Source organism: Algihabitans albus (assembly GCF_003572205.1).
Taxonomy (GTDB): domain Bacteria; phylum Pseudomonadota; class Alphaproteobacteria; order Kiloniellales; family DSM-21159; genus Algihabitans; species Algihabitans albus.
Genome location: NZ_QXNY01000005.1, coordinates 333,462 through 352,683, shown reverse-complemented (window position 1 = coordinate 352,683; position 19,222 = coordinate 333,462). Strand labels below are relative to the sequence as shown.

Sequence of the window (19,222 nt, the reverse complement as noted above, 5' to 3'; positions counted from 1 at the left end):
TTCCGTCTCGCAGTTCGACAAAAAGAGAGGTTTTTGAAATCATTGAGCTTTTGGGGGGAAAGCGGAACAACATGGTTTCGGAGCCTATCGTCAGGCAACGGAGCGCAGGTGCTTCGTCGTGAGCCACGTGCGATTTGAACTTTTCAAAGACGAAACGGCGTACCTGTCGCAATTCTAACCTGAGACCTTCACCTTCGGGGAGGGCGATGGCAATCACGTCTAGCAAAGTTGACTGTGTTTTCCGAGATAAGGCTCAATAGTCTTTCGTAGACCACGCTTCGGGCGACGCCGCCGATCGCTTGTTGAGGCAGAGCAGCAGTCGCGTGCGGCCAGTGCTCGCGATCGGCGGCGAGCGGTGCACTATTCCGCTGCCCGGTCCGGCGCAGCTTCCCTTGAAGATCGCCACGTCGTGGACGCGGAGGTGCTCGACCGGTCCTTTGAACCGCCTCTGTTCGTGCAAGGCCCACTCCCCATGGATCGGCTGAACCCACTCGGTCGCGGGACCGCGATAGGTCGTCAGCAGGCGCGCCTTCTCGCGATCGCGGTGAAACTTCCAGCAGGCGTCGTGGCTGACGCGCTCCAGCCTCACATCAACGAGATCGGTCTGAGTAACCTTGGAGAATGTCGAGACGAGATCGTCGACATCCCGGACCAGCAAGTCGCGCATGTCTCCTTGCGGCACGCCACAGTCGTCCAAATGCGGTTTCAGCGCAGTCCGAAGGTCTCGGGGGCGAACAAGAATCCGCGTATCGGGCAGGCACGAAGCATCCATGCGGTCGAGCCAGCTTTGCAAGCGCAAGGGAAGTGCGCGCTGCCAGATCACGAGCTGCATGTCGGGCCGGTTGACGGCCGCGAGGCCATCCGCCGTGTCGCAGGTCTCGATGCCCACGCCCGACGTGGCAGACATCCCGACCGCCTCGCCTTCCAGCGATGTCAGTTGATCGGTCATGACGGTTCGCCCCGTCTCCAGACCGGAAAGGGATCCTTCAGCTTCCTCCAGACAGTGGGTTGCATGGCCGTTGCGTTGGCATCGCCGACGAGGCAGGCATCGAGCTGGCGTCGGATCGCGGACTCATCCATGTCTGTGCCAATGAAGACGATTTCCTGGCGGCGGTCTCCGTAGACGGGATCCCAGGCTTTGGCGATGTGCTGATGCCAATCCGGATGATCGGGCCAACGTGCCCCGGGAACGTTCGCCCACCAGAAGCCCATGGCCCCATGGCGTACAAGCGCGCCGGCCTGGCTCAACTCGCCGACCCATTCCGGGCGGGTCGCCAGCCAGAAGTGCCCTTTGGCACGAATAACACCCGGCCACGGCGCGTTGATGAAGGTGTGGAACTTCTCGGGATGAAAGGGACGGCGCGCCCGGTACACGAAGCTGCGCACCCCATACTCTTCCGTCTCCGGCTTATGTTCCGCGAAGCCGTAAAGTTCCTTGAACCACAGCGGATGTTCCTGGGCCTTGTCGTGATCGAACCGGCCGGTGTTTAGAACCTTGCCGAGCGACACGCGCGACATGCTGGTTTCGATCAGCTCCGCATCGGGATTGAGCGAGCGGATGATCTTGCGCGCGGCGTCGAGCTGTTCCGGCGATGCGGCATCGATCTTGTTCAGAATGATAACATCGGCAAACTCGATCTGATCGACGAGCAGATTGATCAAGGTGCGATCATCTTCCTCGCCCAGCGCCTCCCCCCGGTCCTTGAGGAAATCGCTCGAGGCATAGTCGCGAAGGAGGTTGGCGGCATCGACGACGGTCACCATCGTTTAGAGGCGCGAGACATCCTCAAGGCTTTCTCCATTTTCAGCGCGGAAATCGAAGGTGGCCGCTACGGGCAGCGGCTCGGAAATGCCGGTCGATTCGATGAGAAGATAGTCGAACCGACCATCTTGAGCGAGCCGGCGCACCTCCTTGAGAAGGTCGTCACGCAAGGTGCAGCAGATGCAGCCATTGGTCATCTCGACCAGAGTCTCTTCGGTGCGGCTCAGATCTGCGCCGCCGTCACGGATAAGATCCACATCGATGTTCACTTCGCTCATATCGTTGACAATGACCGCGACGCGCTTGCCTTCGCGGTTGTTGAGGATGTGGTTCATCAAGGTTGTCTTGCCGGCACCGAGGAATCCGGAGAGGACCGTGACGGGAAGCTTGGACTGCGGGAGACTCTCACTCATGGACAGCAACTCTCATACTGGCATCGTCGTTCACGGCCTCTCTGGACTGCCGAGCCTGGACTGGCGAGCCTGGATTGCCGAGGGGGAATCTGCCCGAGGCCGGTGCGTTCAGCTCTCATGCAGAGCGCTCCTGGGACTTCCGATCATCGCGAAAAACTCCCGGCGGGTCGCCGGATCGTCTCGAAAGGAGCCAAGCATACGGCTGGTCACCATGCTGACTCCCGGCTTGCGGATACCGCGCGTGGTCATGCATTGGTGCGCCGCCTCGATGACGACGGCGACGCCGCGCGGCTTCAGCACCTCCTGAATGCTGTCCGCGATCTGCGACGTCAGCGCCTCCTGAATCTGCATCCGCTTGGCGAACACCTCGACAAGGCGCGCGAGCTTGGAAATCCCGACGACGCGGCCTGCCGGCAGATAACCGACATGTGCCTTACCCAGGATAGGAACGATGTGGTGCTCGCAATGGGACTCGAGGCGGATGTCGCGCAAGACGACCATTTCGTCGTAGGCGGCAGTCTCCTCGAATGTCCTCGCCAGCAGCGCGACCGGATCTTCGTTGTATCCGGCGAAGAACTCCTCATAGGCCCGCACCACACGCTCGGGCGTGCCAGCGAGGCCTTCGCGATCCGGGTCGTCGCCGGCCCACTCGATCAGCGTGCGCACCGCCGCTTCCGCCTCTGCTTGGCTGGGCCGCCGGCGCTCAACCGGGTTGGTGAGACCGGAGTCCGTGGGCCGGCTGCCGAGCACTGCTGTGTCCATGTTTAGACCCTTTCCTGCGGCCACGCCCCCGGCGACCAGGGGTAAGCGGCTCTTGCAATCAGACAATGCAACGTTATAACGTTGCTCATCCAGAACACAAGAAGGGTAAAGTCACAGCGCTCATGTCGATCCAGCCCCGCCCCTGCACAGACCCGAATTGCCGCGGGCAGCATGCGCCAGCTGAACGGGTTGCGCTGGCAATGTCCCTCTGCGACGCGCGCGGTGCGCAACTGACAAAGCTGCGGCGCCAGATATTGGAGTTGCTCTGGGAAAGCGGTCGCCCGACGCGCGCCTACGAACTGATCGAAGCGCTGAAGCCTAGGGACTCCCGCCCGGTCGGGCCGCCGACCGTCTATCGCGCGCTCGAGTTCCTGATGTTCCAGGGCCTCGTCTCGAAGATCGAAAGCCGGAACGCTTACGTCCCCTGCACGCATCCGGAGCGCGGCCATGACTGCCTGTTCTTCATTTGCAGCACCTGCGGGGCATCGGTCGAGGTGGAAGACCGGCGGCTAGAGCGCCTGATCTCCGAGCATGCCGACCTTATCGGGTTCAGCGCAACACGGCACGTGATCGAGGTGGAGGGCACCTGCGCGCGTTGTATCGCCGCCGGCGCGGCCTGAAGGGACGAGAAGGGCCTCATGGAAAGCTGGAATCCCGATCGGTCATCGCAACCTCTGCCAATCTCGGTGTTTACCGGGTCGCTCGGCAGTAGCAGGGCAACTGTCCTCGCCTCTCCGATCCGACAGCCCACGCTGGGCCGGACACTCGTGCGCATCAAGGAGCAGCTTGCAGAAGCTGCAGCCGGGTGACCGTGGTGCTGCCTCTGAAGACTTACAACGACTGGAAACACTGCATCACAGTACTCTGCCACATCCCGCTCACACCAGCCTACGTCGAACAACGTCTCGCAACGCTTCGCGACCCCGCCGACCACGGAAGACAGAAGTTCGTCGTGACCTGGGGCGAGGCCCATCTTGCGCGTGTCATCGGTTGGTTCGAGCAGGCGGAGCGTGAACTGCGATGATCCTCAAGACGCACGGCCGCTAGCCCTACAGTCCTATCCCTGGCCGACCGCACTAGGAATGGCCCGGTGGCAAGCGGCTTGCTTTCTACCTCGCCGTCAATGTGGAGCACTGTCCCTCCGGCGAGGGGCTCGGCCATGCGCCGTCCCATGCGACGCCTCAGCCCGACGTGAGGAACTTTGCCTGGCGCGACTATGGCCTGCGCGTCGGCATCTGGAGACTCTTCGATCTTCTCGACGAAATGCTGCATCAATCGGCATGGCAGTCGCTCGTCTGCACAATCTCACTCCATACACCCATCGTCGGACAACCCTTCCGGCCGGCCCAGCTCCGACGCGCGCTTCAGCATACTCGAACGCAGGCCGACAGTGGGCAGGTGTGGTTCACGCAGCCGGGCGGGATCGCGGACCACATCGCGACTCCGCCGCGCGGCGTCGTACCTGGCTCGGAAACATAAACGACGAACTTGGCCGACAAATCATCGGCCACATTGAGACTCATTCCCACTCGATCGTCAACGGCTTTGGCTTCTCATTGTAACTATTTGCCTTTCTGTCCGCATCTAAAACTCATACCAACTGCGATACCATCAAGCCGAAGGGCTTGGACTCGCGGCATCCTTATGGGCACAACAGCAAAGTGACGAAATTCGTCTGCTAATCAACGGTTATTGTCCGGACCCGAGGGCCTTCGGGGCCGCGCGGTCCGAACCCATGCACGCATCGTTCGCCCACCATGGCAATCTGAGAAGCCACAAATGGTTGGCCTTCACTGACCAGCGCTGGGGTGGCAGGTCGAGGAATTTGATTGTCGAGTGTCGATTATCACTATAGCGTCCCGGTAGAAGTCTGGAGGGGAGTCGCTGACGATGCATCCGGGGGCGAAGGTCCGGGAAGATTGCCTCGATAAGAACGGGTTGAGTGTCACGGGTGCGGCTCGGGTTCTCGGAGTTGATCGCCAAACCCTCAGCAACTTGCTGAACGCCCGGTCGGGTATCTCGCCAGAGATGGCCGTCAGGCTCGAAAAGGCGTTCGGCACGCCTGCCCGTGAGTGGCTGATGCGGCAGCTCGATTACGAGCTGGCGGAGGTCATGCGCCGGGCCAAGAAGATCAAGGTCGAGCCTTTCCGTGCATCGACTACGGAAAGCGGGGGAACGCATGAACGCGGTTGAGATTGAGGAGGCCATATCCGCACTCGCTGAACAGCCGTTTGACGCGGCCGAATTCCCCTTCGCGTTTTTGGAGGCATTCGGCAACAAGGCCACGACGATCAAACGCCTGCGCAAGGGCCCGTCCAACGCGTCCGACATCGACGAGGGCGTGCTCCAGCGCAACAATATCCACATCGCCGTCGCGTCGATCAGTGAGACGGCGCAGATGCTGGCCGCCCTCAAGGCCAGCCCTGCGACCGCCAAAGCGAAGGCCAAGTTCATCCTCGCCACCGATGGCCAGGAGTTCCATGCCGAGGATCTGAGCAGCGGCGAGATCGTCGTTTGCAACTATCCGGACTTTCCAGATCATTTCGGCTTCTTCCTGGCGCTCGCTGGTATCTCGACCGTCCGCCAAATCCGCGAGAGCGCGTTCGACATCAAGGCCACCGGGCGGCTCAACCGACTCTATGTCGAACTGTTGCGCCACAATCCCGAATGGGGGACGGCGGAGCGTCGCCAAGACATGAACCACTTCATGGCGCGGCTGATCTTTCTGTTCTTCGCCGAGGACACGGACATCCTGAACGGGAATGACCTGTTCACGGCGACGATCGACCAGATGTCGGAGCGGGACGGCTCCAACATGCATGCGGTGATCGGCGAGCTGTTCCGGGCCATGAACACGCCCATCCACGACCGCGCGTCCGCTCAGCTGCCCCGCTGGGCCGATGTGTTTCCCTACGTGAACGGCGGGCTGTTTTCCGGCAGCACCGATGTGCCGCGCTTTTCCAAGATCGCGCGCTCATATTTGCTGCACATCGGCACGCTCGACTGGAAGAAAATCAACCCGGACATCTTCGGCTCGATGATCCAGGCTGTCGCGGATGACGAGGAGCGCGGCGCGCTCGGGATGCACTACACCAGCGTTCCGAACATCCTGAAGGTGCTGAACCCGCTCTTTCTGGACGATCTGCGCGAGACGCTGGACGAGGCAGGGGACAACGGTCGCAAGCTTATGAATCTGCGCAACCGGATGGCCAAGATCAGGGTGTTCGACCCGGCCTGCGGATCGGGCAATTTCCTGGTGATCGCCTACAAGGAAATGCGAGCGATCGAGGCAGAGATCAACGCGCGGCGCGGGGAAGCCGACCGGAAGTCTGACATTCCGTTGACTAACTTTCGGGGGATCGAGCTGCGCGACTTCCCGGCCGAGATCGCGCGCTTGGCGCTGATCATCGCGGAGTATCAGTGCGACGTGACCTATCGCGGTCAGAAGGAGGCCTTGGCCGACTTCCTTCCGCTTGATGCCATGAACTGGATCACCTGCGGCAACGCCCTGCGGCTCGACTGGCTGAGTATATGCCCGCCGACAGGGACAGGCGTGAAGCACCATGCCGACGACCTATTCATGTCGCCCGTTGATCAAGCTGAAATCGACTTCGAGAATGAAGGCGGAGAGACCTACATTTGCGGAAATCCGCCGTACCTTGGTAGCCAATGGCAAAGCACGGAGCAGAAGGAAGACCTTCAACGCATCTTTGAAGGCAGAACCAAGAACTGGAAGTCGCTCGATTATGTCTCTGGTTGGTTCATGAAGGCCGCAGATTTTGGGGTGCGTACAAAATCCGTGGCCGCATTGGTGTCCACGAATTCGATTTGCCAAGGGCGACAAGTCGAGACCTTGTGGAAGCTCATATTTGAGACAGGCCATGAGATTCCATTTGCTCACACGAGTTTTAAGTGGGCGAACTTAGCGAGTCATAACGCTGGCGTGACAGTTGTTATCGTGGCCGTCGCAAAGGACGCGAAGACCACGCGACGGATTTTCTCTATCGACAACGACGGGGAAACAGTTGTTAGAGAAACGGATAATATAAACCCTTACCTCATAGGTGGCCCCAATATCTTGGTGCCATCTTCTTCTAAGCCGATAAATTCCCTCAATGAAATGAGTTTTGGAAACATGCCGAATGAAGGCGGCTTTTTACTCCTAACTCGACCGGAAGCGGATGAGGCCATTGAGCAACACGGGGTCGATCGCAAATTCTTGCGTTCTTTCGTCGGTTCGCAGGAATTCATCAAGGGGCAAGAACGCCGCTGCGTTTGGGTGACAGATGAAGAGTATCAGGAAGCAAGAGAAAATGACTGGTTGAACGACAGGTTTGAGTCCGTTCGCAGTCAGCGGAGTTCGTCAAACAGGGCAACTACAAAGCAGCTTGCGGGCACGCCGTACCGGTTTGGCGAGGTGCGTCAAACAGGCAACGAACGTACAATTGTGGTGCCGCGCGTCAGCTCTGAGAACCGTGAGTTTCTGCCAGTGGGGTTGGGTGCTCCTGGCACTATCATTGGAGATCGAAATTTTGCCCTGTACGACGCCCCCCTGTGGAACATGGCGCTGATTGCCTCGCGCCTACATTGGGTCTGGATCGGAACTGTTTGTGTGCGGATGCGAACAGACTTTAGCTATTCCAACACCCTTGGCTGGAACACCTTCCCCGTCCCGAAGCTCACCGAGAAGAACAAGGAAGACCTGACCCGTTGCGCCGAGGACATCCTGTTGGCGCGCGAGGCGCATTTTCCAGCAACCATTGCCGATCTCTACGATCCCGAGAAGATGCCGGATAACCTCCGCGCCGCCCATGATCGGAACGACGAGGTGCTTGAGCGTATCTATATCGGCCGCCGATTCAAGAACGACACCGAGAGGCTGGAGAAACTCTTCGAGCTTTACACCAAGATGACTGCGGCCAGCCCGTCGAAGCGAAAAGCGGGGGCGACATGAGCAGCCTCACTGATATCGAAAAACGTTACCTTGAAAAGCTGCTTGGCATGCAAAGCGGCTATGTGCTGGATTATTCCGACGCAACCTTTGGCGAGTTCTTCAATCGCCATAAGATCGATATTCATGGCTCGAAATATCAGAGCTATGGCACCTCCAAGGCCAAGAAGATGCGGGCCTTTTGGGAGCGCGAGCCAGACGCCCTGGTTGGCACGGTCCTGTCGGAGATGCTGGATTCGTATGAGGCCGATTGCGATCTGAACAATCGAGAAGCCGATGCATCCGTTCTCGAAAAGTCGCGAGGTATTCTTGCTCGGCTTTCCGGGAAGCCTGTTCCTGCAAAACCGGCCCAGACCATTGACGATTTCCTACATCGCGAATTCACGGTTCCCAATATCCAAAAGCTGCCGATTGAAACGCAGGCCGTGGCAATCATTGAAAACCGTCTTGGCGAAGCGCGGACTGCTATGGGTGCTGGCGCGTATCTTTCTGTCATCTTTCTGTGCGGCAGTGTGCTCGAAGCCGTCTTGCTTGGGGCGGCCCAGAAAGAACCTTCGCGCTTCAATCGGGCTTCGAGCAGCCCGAAGGCTGCTGACGGCGGCGTAAAGCGCTTTCACGAATGGAGCCTCGCTCAGTTCATAGATGTTTCCTGTGAAGTCGGCCTGCTTAAACCCGATGTGAAGAAGTTCAGCCACGGGCTCCGGGATTTTCGCAACTACATTCATCCATACGAGCAAATGGTATCCGGTTTCATGCCGGATGAGCACACAGCAAAAGTCTGTTTTCAGGTACTTAAGGCGGCGCTTGCCAGCGTTGCGGGGGAAAGAAAATGAAGCCAGAAACAAAATCCGTTCCCTCCGTCTCCGTCACCTACGCCCAAACCGGCGGCTCGACCAAATCGAACGAGCTTGGCATGCGCCCGATGCAGGAGCGCGCCTATGAGCGGCGGGGCGAGCAATACCTGTTGATCAAGTCGCCACCCGCATCGGGCAAGAGCCGGGCGTTGATGTTCATCGCGCTCGACAAGCTGCACAACCAGGGACTTCGGAAGGCGATCATCACCGTTCCTGAGAAGTCCATCGGGTCGAGCTTCGCCGACGAGCCCTTGTCCAAGTTCGGGTTTTGGGCCGACTGGCATGTCGAGCCGAAATGGAACCTCTGCAACGCACCCGGTGGCGACGAGGGCAAGGTCGGTTCGGTCGGCAAGTTCCTCGAAGGCGACGACAGGGTGCTGGTCGCGACTCACGCCACGTTCCGTTTCGCCGTGGACAAGTTCGGGATCGACGCCTTCGACGGCTGTCTGATCGCCGTGGATGAGTTCCACCACGTCTCCGCCAACCCTGAGAACAAGCTCGGCGCGCACCTGGCGGAGCTGATCGCCCGCGACAAGGTTCATGTCGTCGCCATGACGGGTTCGTATTTTCGGGGCGACGCCGAGCCAGTGCTGATGCCGGAGGACGAAGCCAAGTTCGACGTGGTGACCTATACTTACTACGAACAGCTCAACGGCTATAAGTATCTGAAGACGCTTGACATCGGCTATTTCTTTTATTCCGGGGCCTATTCGGACGACATCCTGGCCGTCCTCGACCCGGCAGAGAAGACCATCGTCCATATCCCGTCCGTCAATTCCCGCGAGAGCACGAAGGACAAGATCAGGGAGGTCGAGCACATCATCGAGGAGTTGGGGGAATGGCAGGGCACGGACCCCGCCACCGGCTTCCAGCTTGTGAAGCGCGCAGACGGCCGGTTGCTGCACATCGCCGATCTAGTCGATGACGACGCGACGAAGCGGGATAAGGTGTCCGCCGCGCTGAAAGACCCCGCTCAAAAGGCCAACCGCGATCATGTAGACATTATCATCGCGCTTGGCATGGCGAAGGAAGGCTTCGACTGGATTTGGTGCGAGCACGCGCTGACGGTGGGCTATCGGTCGAGCCTGACGGAGATTGTGCAGATCATCGGCCGGGCGACCCGCGACGCCGAGGGCAAGACCCGCGCCCGCTTCACCAACCTTATCGCCGAGCCGGATGCGTCGGAAGAGGCCGTCACCGAGGCCGTGAATGACACGCTGAAGGCCATCGCCGCCAGCTTGCTCATGGAGCAGGTGCTCGCGCCACGGTTCAATTTCACACCCAAGGCAACGGCGAGCGGTCCGCAAAAGGGCTTTGACTACGGCGAAGGCGGATACGATCCGTCCAAAGAGAATGTCGGCTTCAATGAGGAGACCGGTCAGTTCCAGATCGAGATCAAGGGCCTTGCCGAGCCGAAAACCAAAGAGGCGACGCGTATCTGTCAGGAAGACCTCAACGAGGTGATTGCTGCATTCGTCCAGGACAAGACCGCGCTCGAGAAGGGCTTGTTCGACGGAGAGCACGCTGGCGGCGAAACGCTGGCGCAAGAGCTAACCCAGGTCCGTATGGGTAAGATCATAAAGGACAAGTACCCCGAGCTTGACGACGAGGATCAGGAGTCGGTTCGTCAGCACGCAGTTGCGGCCATGAACCTAACCCAAAAGGCAAAAGAAGCCGCAGTCGAAGAACGTTTGGGCGAGGGAGCGGGCAGCAACGCTCTGATCCAAGGCGTTCGCAAGTTTGCCATGGATGTGCGCGAACTCGATATCGACCTGATCGACAGCATCAACCCATTCAGCGAGGCCTACGCAATCCTCGGAAAGACCATGAGCGAGGAGAGCTTGAAGCAGGTCGCCGCCGTCATTTCGGCAAGGAAGGTACAACTCACCGCTGAAGAGGCACGTGATCTCGCCAAGCGCGCCCTGAAGTTCAAGCAGGAACGGGGACGGCTCCCCTCCATCACCTCGCCGGATTCATGGGAAAAGCGCATGGCCGAAGGCGTCGCCTTTCTTGCTCGAATGAAGCAAGAGGCAGCAAATGGTTAAGCAGTTCACCGATGAAGACGACGCACTGCTCACTGAACTAGGGGTTGAGGTTGAAGCGAAGCCGGTCGCCGCTCGAACGCCGGAAGAGGAGCGTGTGATTGCGGGCTTTGAAGAGATTCAGCGCTTTGTTGAAGAGCACGGCCATCCGCCGTGTCATGGCGAGGATCGCGACATCTTCGAACGCCTCTACGCCGTGCGGCTCGATCGTATTCGCGACCAGACCGCCCTAGCCGAGCTGGTCCGACCCATGGACAGCCATGGCTTGTTGTCAGATGCGTTCGCGCAGGCGTCGGGTCCCGCCGCAGATGAGCTAGATGACGATGCCCTTCTCGCTGAACTCGGAATCGACGCGGAAACTCCGCCGATCACCGAACTACGCCATGTGCGCTCGACAGCCGAGAAACGCGCCGCCGAGGATGTGGCTCTACGCGAGCGCTGTGAGGATTTCGAGACCTTCAAGCCGCTCTTCGATCAGGTGCAAAGTGAACTCGATTCCGGCCTTCGAGAGACTCGCCCCTTCGAGATGAAGGCAGAGATTGAAAAGGGGCGTTTTTTCATCGTGGGCGGCCAGAAGGCCTATGTCGCGGAGAAGGGCGAGGTCACGCTGACGGATCAGGGCCGCACGGATGCAAGGCTTCGCGTGATCTTCGACAATGGCACAGAAAGCAACATGCTGATGCGTTCGCTTCAGCGCGCCTTGAACAAGGACGAAGCGGGGCGGCGTATTACCGAGACTACCGCCGGCCCCCTCTTCGGCGCCGACACAGCCGAAGGCGATGAAGCGAGCGGCACAATCTACGTTTTGCGGAGCAAATCTGATCTGCCGCTCGTCGCCGAAAACCGCAACTTGGTCCACAAGATCGGCGTCACGAACATGGAGATTGAGCGGCGCGTCGCAGGCGCGCATCTTCAGCCGACATTCCTGATGGCTGGGGTCGAGGTGGTCGCCACCTATGAGCTTTTCAACATCAACCGGACGAAACTCGAAAACCTGATCCATCGCATCTTTGCGCCCGCCCGCCTCGATATCGAGGTGATGGATCGCTTCGGGAACCCGGTTGTTCCGCGCGAGTGGTTCCTTGTGCCTCTGGCAGCAATCGATGAGGCCGTCGAAAGGATTAGGGACGGAACGATCACCGGATATGCCTACGATCCGACAGCGGCGCGCCTGGTGCGGACGGGGAGCTTGGCATGACATTTTTTGCTATTCGGGGAAGCCGACAGTTAACGTCCGAGGAATTCTCGGCCCACCTTGCCCTTGCGATCCGACTAGAAAATGTCGGTGTTTTGCTTGGTGCTGGCGCTTCTAAAGGCGTCGGCGGCATGGTGATGGCCGACGTCTGGGCGCTTCTGAAGAATGAATATCCCGATCAGATTCAATTCCTCCGAGGAAACAAGTTCCTAGCGGATGGCGAGCAGGGCAATGTTGAATTGCTGCTCGATAAGCTGGAAATCGCCTGCCTGGATGGCGAACGGGTAGGCGTCGATCTTACCGACTTCAAAGCAGCTAGGCACGCATTGCGAAAGGCCGTTCTGCGAGCGGCCATTCTTGACGAAACGCTATGGTCGGAGCCGGATCAGGCGATTTTGCATCCCAAGCTATCGAGTCACGTAAGGCTCGTATCACGCCTTGCCGGGAATCGTCAGCCCGGGCAGGCCGCGCCTTGGGCGTTCACGACTAATTACGATCTTGCGCTGGAATGGTCGGCGGAAGCGCTTGGCCTTCATTGTGTAAACGGATTCTCGGGAACGCATGACCGCGCATTTCGTCCGAGCAGTTTTGACCTTGGCCTTCGTAACGTGCAGGCACGTGGTGAAGCGCGTTTCGGCACATACAATCTCTATCTTGGGAAGCTACACGGCTCGATTTCATGGACGGCGAGCAAGTCGGGCAGTGTGTGCGAGTTGCCCAGCGCTAGTGTGAAGCCTTTATTGGATCAGTTCATCGCGTCTGGTGAACCCGATAATTGGCCGGGATTCATGATTTTCCCCGGCGCGTCGAAGTTCGTTCAGACAACGGCATTTGTGTATGGTGAGATCATTCGCCGTTTCACCGAGTTCCTCTCGCGTCCGAACGCCTGCCTCATCGTTAACGGTTATGGCTTTACCGACGACCATATCAATCGGCTTCTCGTTTCGGCGCTACAGAATCCGACGCTGCAGCTCATCATCTACCTTCCGGAAATCGACCGTTTAGGCATTTTTGACTCGCTTGCCGCGACCGGCGACGCAATCAAACCCAATGAACAGCTTAAGCGGCTGCTCTTGGCTCAACTTCCCCAGGTAACGGTGCGAGGTTTTGGGCCGGGCGGCTTCTTCGACGCATTGGCGAACGACTTGCCAGAACCCGCCATGCTGGACGACGTGTCGGAACGTGCACGCCAGCTCGAAACGCTACTCAAACAGGCGACGAATATCCAAGTGGCGAAGGAGCCCGCTGCGGCGGTCGAAGAGGAGGCGGTGGCGGCCGTTCCCGAGGCAGCACCAGCACCCGGCGACGATCTTGAGGACTTGCTTTGATAGGTTCCCGCCACCCCGTGGGCTATGTGGTCGAAATCGACGGGCCGCAGCTTCTAGTAAATTTGCATGAGGATTCTCGCGGGCATGTAGCCGGGCATAGGGATGGATTATCGACGGTAGAGCAACCCGGCGATCTGGTCGGGATCGACGCCGGTGCAGAAACCATAATCCTTCGGATCATGACCGTCGCGTTCGCCGAGCCGCGCGAAGTCCATGCAGGACGTGGACGATCATCGAATATCTCGCAAGAGCCGTTGCGTCAGCTTCGCGGTCGAGTTGTCGGCTTTCTGGCCAAGCAGGAGGGCAGGCTAAACTTTTCGCCGCAGGAATGGCGGTTGCCCGTTCTTGGGGCTAGCGTCTATCCGCTTACGGACATCGAAACCATCGCGACAATCGGCGCGAACGGCATCGCTGCCGAGCAGATCAAGCTGGGTACGGATTCCCGCAATCGGGCCGTTGAGGTCTGCGCCAACATCGACCAAGTGCTGGGTCGGCACATGGCGATCTTAGGTTCAACAGGTCAAGGCAAAACCCACTTCGTTGCGGCGGTGCTGCAACAACTTGTGCGCCTGCCCAAGTCGCGGATCGTCGTATTCGATGTAAACGGGGAATATTCTTCCGCCTTTGCCCATCTTGGACAGCGTGTGAAAGTCACGCAGCTCGGTGGCCCAAATGGCGGCCTTCGGATTCCATACTACGCCCTTGGTCGGCACGGTTTATCCCGGTTGCTGATACCGAGTGAGAAAGCGCAAATGCCGGCATTGCGTTTCGCGATTGAACACCTTCGCTTCGTGGAAGCCGATGCGCATGGAGCAAAGCTGGCCGGCGGTCAGGGCAACGTCCTTTTCGATGATTGTCACACAGGCAATGCCGCGCACGCCAATCAGGCGATGGGCACACTAAGGTCGGGAACGGCTCCCCCGGCGAACGTGTGGCCGCATATGCGCGCGCTGTCGTGCCTCGCCACCGAATGGTATGTCCTCAAGCCAAACAACCAAGGCTGGACCCGCGACACGTTTCAATACGGCCACATTCAGTCAATGATTAACCGCATACGTGGTTTGATTGAGGACCCGCAGTTTACGTCCATTGTCGAGATCGCAGGCGGTGCTGGTCTAGCGAATCCCTTGAGTATGCAGGATGAATGCGCCGCGCTCGTTCGGGATGTTTTTGGCCCGCCGATGTTTGGTCAGAATGATTGGTCGGTTCACGTTGTTGACCTTAGCCGCCTGACTCAAGACCTAATGCCATTTGTTCTGGGATCGCTACTTGAGATGTTCGCCGCCGAGATATTCAAGCGCGGCCCCGGGAATACCCACCCAACCATGCTGGCATTGGAGGAAGCACACCACTATTTGCGCCAGCTACCAGGCGAATCCGACGGTGGACAGCAGGCGCTTGCTTACGAGCGCCTAGCTAAAGAGGGCCGCAAATTTGGCCTGTCCCTGCTAATCAGCACGCAGCGCCCGTCCGAGGTTTCCCCGACCGTGCTTTCGCAATGCGGAACGTGGGCCGTGTTTCGCCTGAACAACGAAGCCGATCAGCGGGCGGTCGCATCCGCGGCAGAAACCGCGGGGGTGAACGTGTCTCGGCAGGTTGCCGGGCTTGGAAGAGGGGAAGCAATCATTTTTGGTGCGGCGCTACCGGTGCCTACGCGCCTTTCGGTCAGCAGGCCAAATCCCGAACCAGATTCTAAAGACCCACCTTTCCTTCAAAAGTGGTCATAGTTTTTACACCAATCAGGTGAGATCACCTTTGCACTGTTTACGCGGCGTTGCCGCGCGATGGCGAGCGACGCTCCGATTTGTGGGGTCTTCGCGCCGCCCGCCATCGGTCACGCCCGATCCTACTGTGGATATGATGTAGTTGGCGTTTTGATTTCCTGTTCCGCCGCGAACGCCTCTTTCCCTTTTCCGGCCCACAGTTCTCGCGCCCGCTCGCCGTCGTCACTGTTCAGCTTGTCGGCCATCCAGATCAGCGCGCCGTAGATCATCGCGCGGTTGTCATCAGTCAGTTCCACAATCCCCGCCTTGACGACGAGGCCGCCGAGTTCGATCAGATGCCGCGTTCGCTTGCGGCGCTCGACCTGCCAGTTGCGCATGTCATGCCGCGCCCGTGCTGCTTGATGCCGATTGCGCGCTGCCCGGTTGCGTTTGAGCGCTGTCAGTGTCGCGGTAAGCCGTTTTCGCAGATCGCCGTCTCTTGCTGCGAAAGAACGCCGCGCCGCGCTTGGCCCATGCCTCCTTCTTTCCAGCGTCGGTGTTTTCCGTCAGCGCGACCAGCGCGCCCGCCAGTTCTTCGGCAGTGAGCGCGTCGGCCCCGGTGGCGATGATGAGTTCGCCGAGCTGCTGCACTTTGCGGACTTTCAGTTCCCTGGTCTTTTCCTCCAGCGCTTTTAGTTCTGCATCATAGTCCCGTGGTTTGCGCATCATCATCTCCATAAGCTGTTGATGGAGCTATGATAGTTGAGCACGTCGCCGATTGCTTCTAGGTTGCCGGGACGGTCTGGCACGGCCCGGTCCATCCCGAGATTTTTTCGAGGGAGGGCGCGCTTATACGTCGTTCCGACGGACGCGTCTTCGTGCCAATTCTCGACCGCGATGGCGATCTATCATCTTCACGTCAAAGTCATTGGCCGCAAGGCCGGGAGTAGTGCGGTGGCCTCCGCAGCCTACCGCTCAGCCTCGCGGATGCGCGATGAGCGCATCGACCGCGTGCAGGATTTTTCGGGCAAGCGCGGCGTCGTCCATTCACAGGTGCTTTTGCCCGAAAATGCGCCGGAGCAGTGGTCAGACCGTGAACGGCTCTGGAACGACGTCGAAGCCTTCGAGGTCCGCAAGGACGCCCAGCTTGCCCGCGAGGTTGAGTTCGCCATTCCGCGCGAGATGACGCGTGCGCAGGGCATCGCACTTGCCCGCGACTTCGCTCAGTCGGAATTTGTCGATCACGGCATGATCGCGGACATGAACGTGCATTGGGACATCGGTGAGGACGGCATGTCCAAACCCCACGCGCATGTCATGCTGACGATGCGGTCCGTGGACGAGGATGGTTTCGGCCCGAAGGTGCGGGAGTGGAACCGCACGGAATTGGTGGAACGCTGGCGTGAACGCTGGGCCGAGCTTGCCAACGAGCGGCTGGCCGAACTCGACGTAGACGCGCGGATCGACCATCGCAGCCTCGAGGCCCAAGGGATCGGGCTTGAGCCTCAAAGCCAAATCGGCGCACCCGCTCAACGGATCGACGCTGAAGGGATCGAAGCCGCAGAGCGTGCAGACATGCACCGCGAGATCGCCCGCAAAAACGGAGAACGGATCATCGCTGATCCTTCCATCGCACTGGACGCGATCACCCAGCAGCAATCGACCTTCACGCGGCGCGACATGGCGAAGTTTGCGCACCGGCACAGCGATGGCATCGATCAGTTCAACGCGGTGACTGACGCTATGCGCCGCTCGCCCGAACTAATCGAACTTGGACTGGATGGACGGGGCGACGATCGGTTTACGACCCGCGACATGATCGACGCCGAACAGCGCCTGCACCGCGCCGCCGAAGTGATGGCGGAACGGGAACGCCATGAGGTCAAAGACAAATGCAGGGTCGATGCTTTTGCAAAAGCCGAACAGCGCGGCCTTGTCCTTTCCGGCGAGCAGGTGGGCGCCCTGGTGCATGTGACGGACGGGCGCGATCTAGGCATCGTGGTCGGTTACGCCGGGACGGGAAAGAGCGCGATGCTTGGCGTTGCGCGCGAAGCTTGGGAAGCGTCGGGCTATGAGGTTCGGGGGGTAGCTCTATCTGGCATCGCGGCCGACAATCTGGAGGGCGGATCGGGCATCGCATCCCGCACTATCGCTAGCATGGAATATGGCTGGAAGAATGGCCGTGACATGCTCACCGCGCGCGATGTTCTGGTGATTGACGAGGCTGGCATGGTCGGCACGCGGCAGCTGGAGCGCGTGCTGTCCCACGCGGCGGAAGCGGGCGCGAAGGTGGTGTTGGTAGGTGATCCGCAGCAATTGCAATCGATCGAGGCGGGCGCGGCCTTCCGATCGATCCACGAGCGTCATGGCGGCGCGGAGATCGGCACCGTCCGCCGCCAGCGCGAGGATTGGCAGCGCGCGGCCACCCGCGATCTGGCCACCGGCAGAACCGTTCATGCGATCCAAACCTATGAAAGTCATGGCATGGTCCATGCCGCCGACACCCGCGAGCAGGCGCGCGGCGATCTGATCGACAGATGGGACCGCCAGCGGCAGGCGTCACCAGACTGCAGCAGAATTATCCTTACCCATACCAATGCGGAGGTGCGGGAACTCAATAAGGCCGCCCGCGACCGAATGCGGGAGGCTGGCGATCTGGGCGAGGACGTGCTCGTCTCAGTCGAACGCGGCGCTCGCAGCTTTGCCCCCGGGGACCGCGTCATGTTCCTGCAGAACGAACGTGGGCTTGGCGTGAAGAACGGCACACTCGGCACCATCGAGCAGGTCAGCGCACAGAGCATAACGGTGCAGGCCGATGATGGCCGCTCCATCGCCTTCGACCTCAAGGACTACAACCGCATCGACCACGGATATGCCGCGACGATCCACAAGGCGCAGGGCATGACGGTGGACCGGACGCATGTCCTGGCAACGCCGGGCATGGACACCCATGGCAGCTATGTCGCCTTGTCACGGCACCGCGATAGCATGGACCTGCATTATGGTCGCGACGACTTCGCCAATCGAGACCGGCTTACCAACACCCTGTCGCGCGACCGCGCAAAGGACATGGCGTCGGACTACGAACAGACCAACCCGGAGCAAAATTATGCCGCGCGACGCGGCATCACCTTCCGCGCCCGAGCGGTCGAAATCGTGCGCCAGGTGCCCGAGAAGGTGCGCCGCTTGTTCGAAGAAGTGCGGTTTCCTCCGACGCCCGTTGACAGGCTAAGGTCGGGCGTCGGCGAGGTTCGGCAGGCAGACGCGGCGCTGCGCAAGGCCCGCACCGATGCGCTAATCCGCCATGCCCGTGCATCCGATGCAATTCTTGAAGCCAAACACCGTGGTCTTTCGCCATCTGCCGTGCAGCGGCAGGAGCTTGGCGCGGCACGGCGTGCATTCGATGAGGTTCGACCCCATGGCTCGCAGGATGCGGAATCGGCCTACAGCAAGGACAACAGCCTCGCCCGCGAAGCCGGATCAGGACGCGTGAACCGCACTATTCAAGCGCTCCAGTTAGAAACCGAAATCCGTACCGGACGCGGGGCCGATCAGGGCAGCCGCGCCAACCGCTTCGTAGAGCGTTGGCAGAAGCTGGACCGCACCAGCCACCGCCAATACCAGGCTGGCGACATGTCCGGCTACAAGGCCACGCGGTCGGAGATGGGCGACATGGCTAAGAGCCTCCAACGCGATCCGCAGCTTGAGTCCCTTCTTGCCAATCGCAAGGCCGCGCTCGGCATCAATATGGAGACAGGCCGCCGACTCGGTGCCGCCCTCGCCTTCTCTCACGGTCTCGACCTCGGAAGAGGAAGGGGGATCGGTCTTTGAAACCCATCCTATTTACCGCCGCTTGCACGCCATAGGGCTACGTCGGCTAAACATCTCTTGCAGGACGAAAAATCTCTCCTCTGACTGGTCTCTGCAATCGTCAGAAACGACCAGTAGGAGGCAGCGCAGCCATGCATCAACCAGATCGTATCGTTCGTTTAAAGACCGTTCTTTCCCGGACTGGTCTGTCCCGGTCCACCATCTACAGGAAGATCGTAGAGGGTACGTTCCCGGCCCAAATCAAGATCAGCCTCAACGGTGCCGGTTGGCGGGAATCCGATATTGATCGCTGGGTTGCTGATCCGGTCAGATGGCGACCGTTGAACGAGGTCGACTTCGATAATTGACTGGCCGATCAACGGCCAATGACAGCAAAACGGT

The 19,222-nt window shown here is 59.7% G+C and carries 16 protein-coding genes and 1 pseudogene; 11 read left to right on the top strand and 6 right to left on the bottom strand.

Features of this window, described 5'->3' with window-relative positions; all coding sequences use genetic code 11:
- Window positions 1-253: 253 nt before the first annotated feature.
- From DBZ32_RS15680 to folE, 4 genes and pseudogenes are all read right to left on the bottom strand, one after another.
- Window positions 254-949, bottom strand: coding sequence for a DUF1826 domain-containing protein (locus tag DBZ32_RS15680; RefSeq protein WP_119168125.1), 696 nt, complete (start codon window positions 947-949; stop codon window positions 254-256).
- Entirely contained in the window at window positions 946-1,518 is a 573-nt protein-coding gene (locus DBZ32_RS22935) for a GTP-binding protein (protein ID WP_456236568.1), read from the bottom strand. The genes DBZ32_RS15680 and DBZ32_RS22935 overlap by 4 nt, the downstream gene beginning before the upstream one ends.
- A 21-nt stretch (window positions 1,519-1,539) precedes the next feature.
- Window positions 1,540-2,175 (bottom strand): annotated as a pseudogene (locus DBZ32_RS22930) (GTP-binding protein); the annotation flags it as partial.
- Between the two features lie 108 nt (window positions 2,176-2,283).
- On the bottom strand, window positions 2,284-2,937 hold the full coding sequence (gene folE, locus DBZ32_RS15670; RefSeq protein ID WP_119168124.1) for a GTP cyclohydrolase I FolE: 654 nt from the start codon (window positions 2,935-2,937) through the stop codon (window positions 2,284-2,286).
- A gap of 200 nt (window positions 2,938-3,137) precedes the next feature.
- On the opposite strand from folE, the gene DBZ32_RS15665 reads away from it, so the two are divergent.
- The 9 genes from DBZ32_RS15665 (at window position 3,138) to herA (ending at window position 15,034) form a co-directional block, all read left to right on the top strand.
- On the top strand, window positions 3,138-3,557 hold the full coding sequence (locus DBZ32_RS15665) for a Fur family transcriptional regulator (protein WP_162906785.1): 420 nt from the start codon (window positions 3,138-3,140) through the stop codon (window positions 3,555-3,557).
- Between the two features lie 185 nt (window positions 3,558-3,742).
- The gene (locus tag DBZ32_RS15660) at window positions 3,743-3,961 is read left to right on the top strand and encodes a hypothetical protein (RefSeq protein ID WP_119168122.1); all 219 of its coding nucleotides are present in this window, start codon (window positions 3,743-3,745) and stop codon (window positions 3,959-3,961) included.
- Window positions 3,962-4,827: 866 nt separating this feature from the next.
- Window positions 4,828-5,130, top strand: a complete 303-nt coding sequence (locus DBZ32_RS15650; RefSeq protein WP_119168121.1) for a HigA family addiction module antitoxin — start codon at window positions 4,828-4,830, stop codon at window positions 5,128-5,130.
- On the top strand, window positions 5,117-7,891 hold the full coding sequence (locus tag DBZ32_RS15645; RefSeq protein WP_119168120.1) for a class I SAM-dependent DNA methyltransferase: 2,775 nt from the start codon (window positions 5,117-5,119) through the stop codon (window positions 7,889-7,891). The genes DBZ32_RS15650 and DBZ32_RS15645 overlap by 14 nt, the downstream gene beginning before the upstream one ends.
- Complete coding sequence (locus DBZ32_RS15640) at window positions 7,888-8,721, top strand: hypothetical protein (RefSeq protein ID WP_119168119.1); 834 nt, start codon at window positions 7,888-7,890, stop codon at window positions 8,719-8,721. Before DBZ32_RS15645 ends, DBZ32_RS15640 begins: the two co-directional genes overlap by 4 nt.
- On the top strand, window positions 8,718-10,787 hold the full coding sequence (locus tag DBZ32_RS15635) for a DEAD/DEAH box helicase (RefSeq protein ID WP_119168118.1): 2,070 nt from the start codon (window positions 8,718-8,720) through the stop codon (window positions 10,785-10,787). Before DBZ32_RS15640 ends, DBZ32_RS15635 begins: the two co-directional genes overlap by 4 nt.
- Window positions 10,780-11,982: a GIY-YIG nuclease family protein gene (locus tag DBZ32_RS15630; protein WP_119168117.1), complete on the top strand. Its 1,203-nt coding sequence runs from the start codon at window positions 10,780-10,782 to the stop codon at window positions 11,980-11,982. The genes DBZ32_RS15635 and DBZ32_RS15630 overlap by 8 nt, the downstream gene beginning before the upstream one ends.
- Window positions 11,979-13,307 carry an SIR2 family anti-phage-associated protein gene (locus tag DBZ32_RS15625; protein WP_119168116.1) on the top strand — a complete coding sequence of 443 codons (1,329 nt, stop codon included), beginning with the start codon at window positions 11,979-11,981 and terminating at the stop codon, window positions 13,305-13,307. The genes DBZ32_RS15630 and DBZ32_RS15625 overlap by 4 nt, the downstream gene beginning before the upstream one ends.
- Before the next feature lie 17 nt (window positions 13,308-13,324).
- Window positions 13,325-15,034, top strand: a complete 1,710-nt coding sequence (gene herA, locus DBZ32_RS15620) for an anti-phage-associated helicase HerA (protein ID WP_119168115.1) — start codon at window positions 13,325-13,327, stop codon at window positions 15,032-15,034.
- 119 nt (window positions 15,035-15,153) lie between these two features.
- Here the strand turns inward: herA and DBZ32_RS15615 are convergent, their stop codons facing one another.
- Window positions 15,154-15,408 (bottom strand): conjugal transfer protein TraD, encoded by a 255-nt coding sequence (locus DBZ32_RS15615; RefSeq protein ID WP_119168114.1) that lies wholly within the window; start codon window positions 15,406-15,408, stop codon window positions 15,154-15,156.
- 1 nt (window position 15,409) lies between these two features.
- Window positions 15,410-15,748 carry a conjugal transfer protein TraD gene (locus DBZ32_RS15610; protein WP_119168113.1) on the bottom strand — a complete coding sequence of 113 codons (339 nt, stop codon included), beginning with the start codon at window positions 15,746-15,748 and terminating at the stop codon, window positions 15,410-15,412.
- Window positions 15,749-15,907: 159 nt separating this feature from the next.
- Here DBZ32_RS15610 and traA point away from each other — a divergent pair, with 159 nt between their 5' ends.
- A complete protein-coding gene (gene traA, locus DBZ32_RS15605; RefSeq protein WP_119168112.1) occupies window positions 15,908-18,841 on the top strand; it encodes a Ti-type conjugative transfer relaxase TraA in 2,934 nt (977 codons plus the stop codon).
- 131 nt (window positions 18,842-18,972) lie between these two features.
- Window positions 18,973-19,188: a helix-turn-helix transcriptional regulator gene (locus DBZ32_RS15600; protein ID WP_119168111.1), complete on the top strand. Its 216-nt coding sequence runs from the start codon at window positions 18,973-18,975 to the stop codon at window positions 19,186-19,188.
- The last annotated feature ends 34 nt before the right edge of the window (window positions 19,189-19,222 follow it).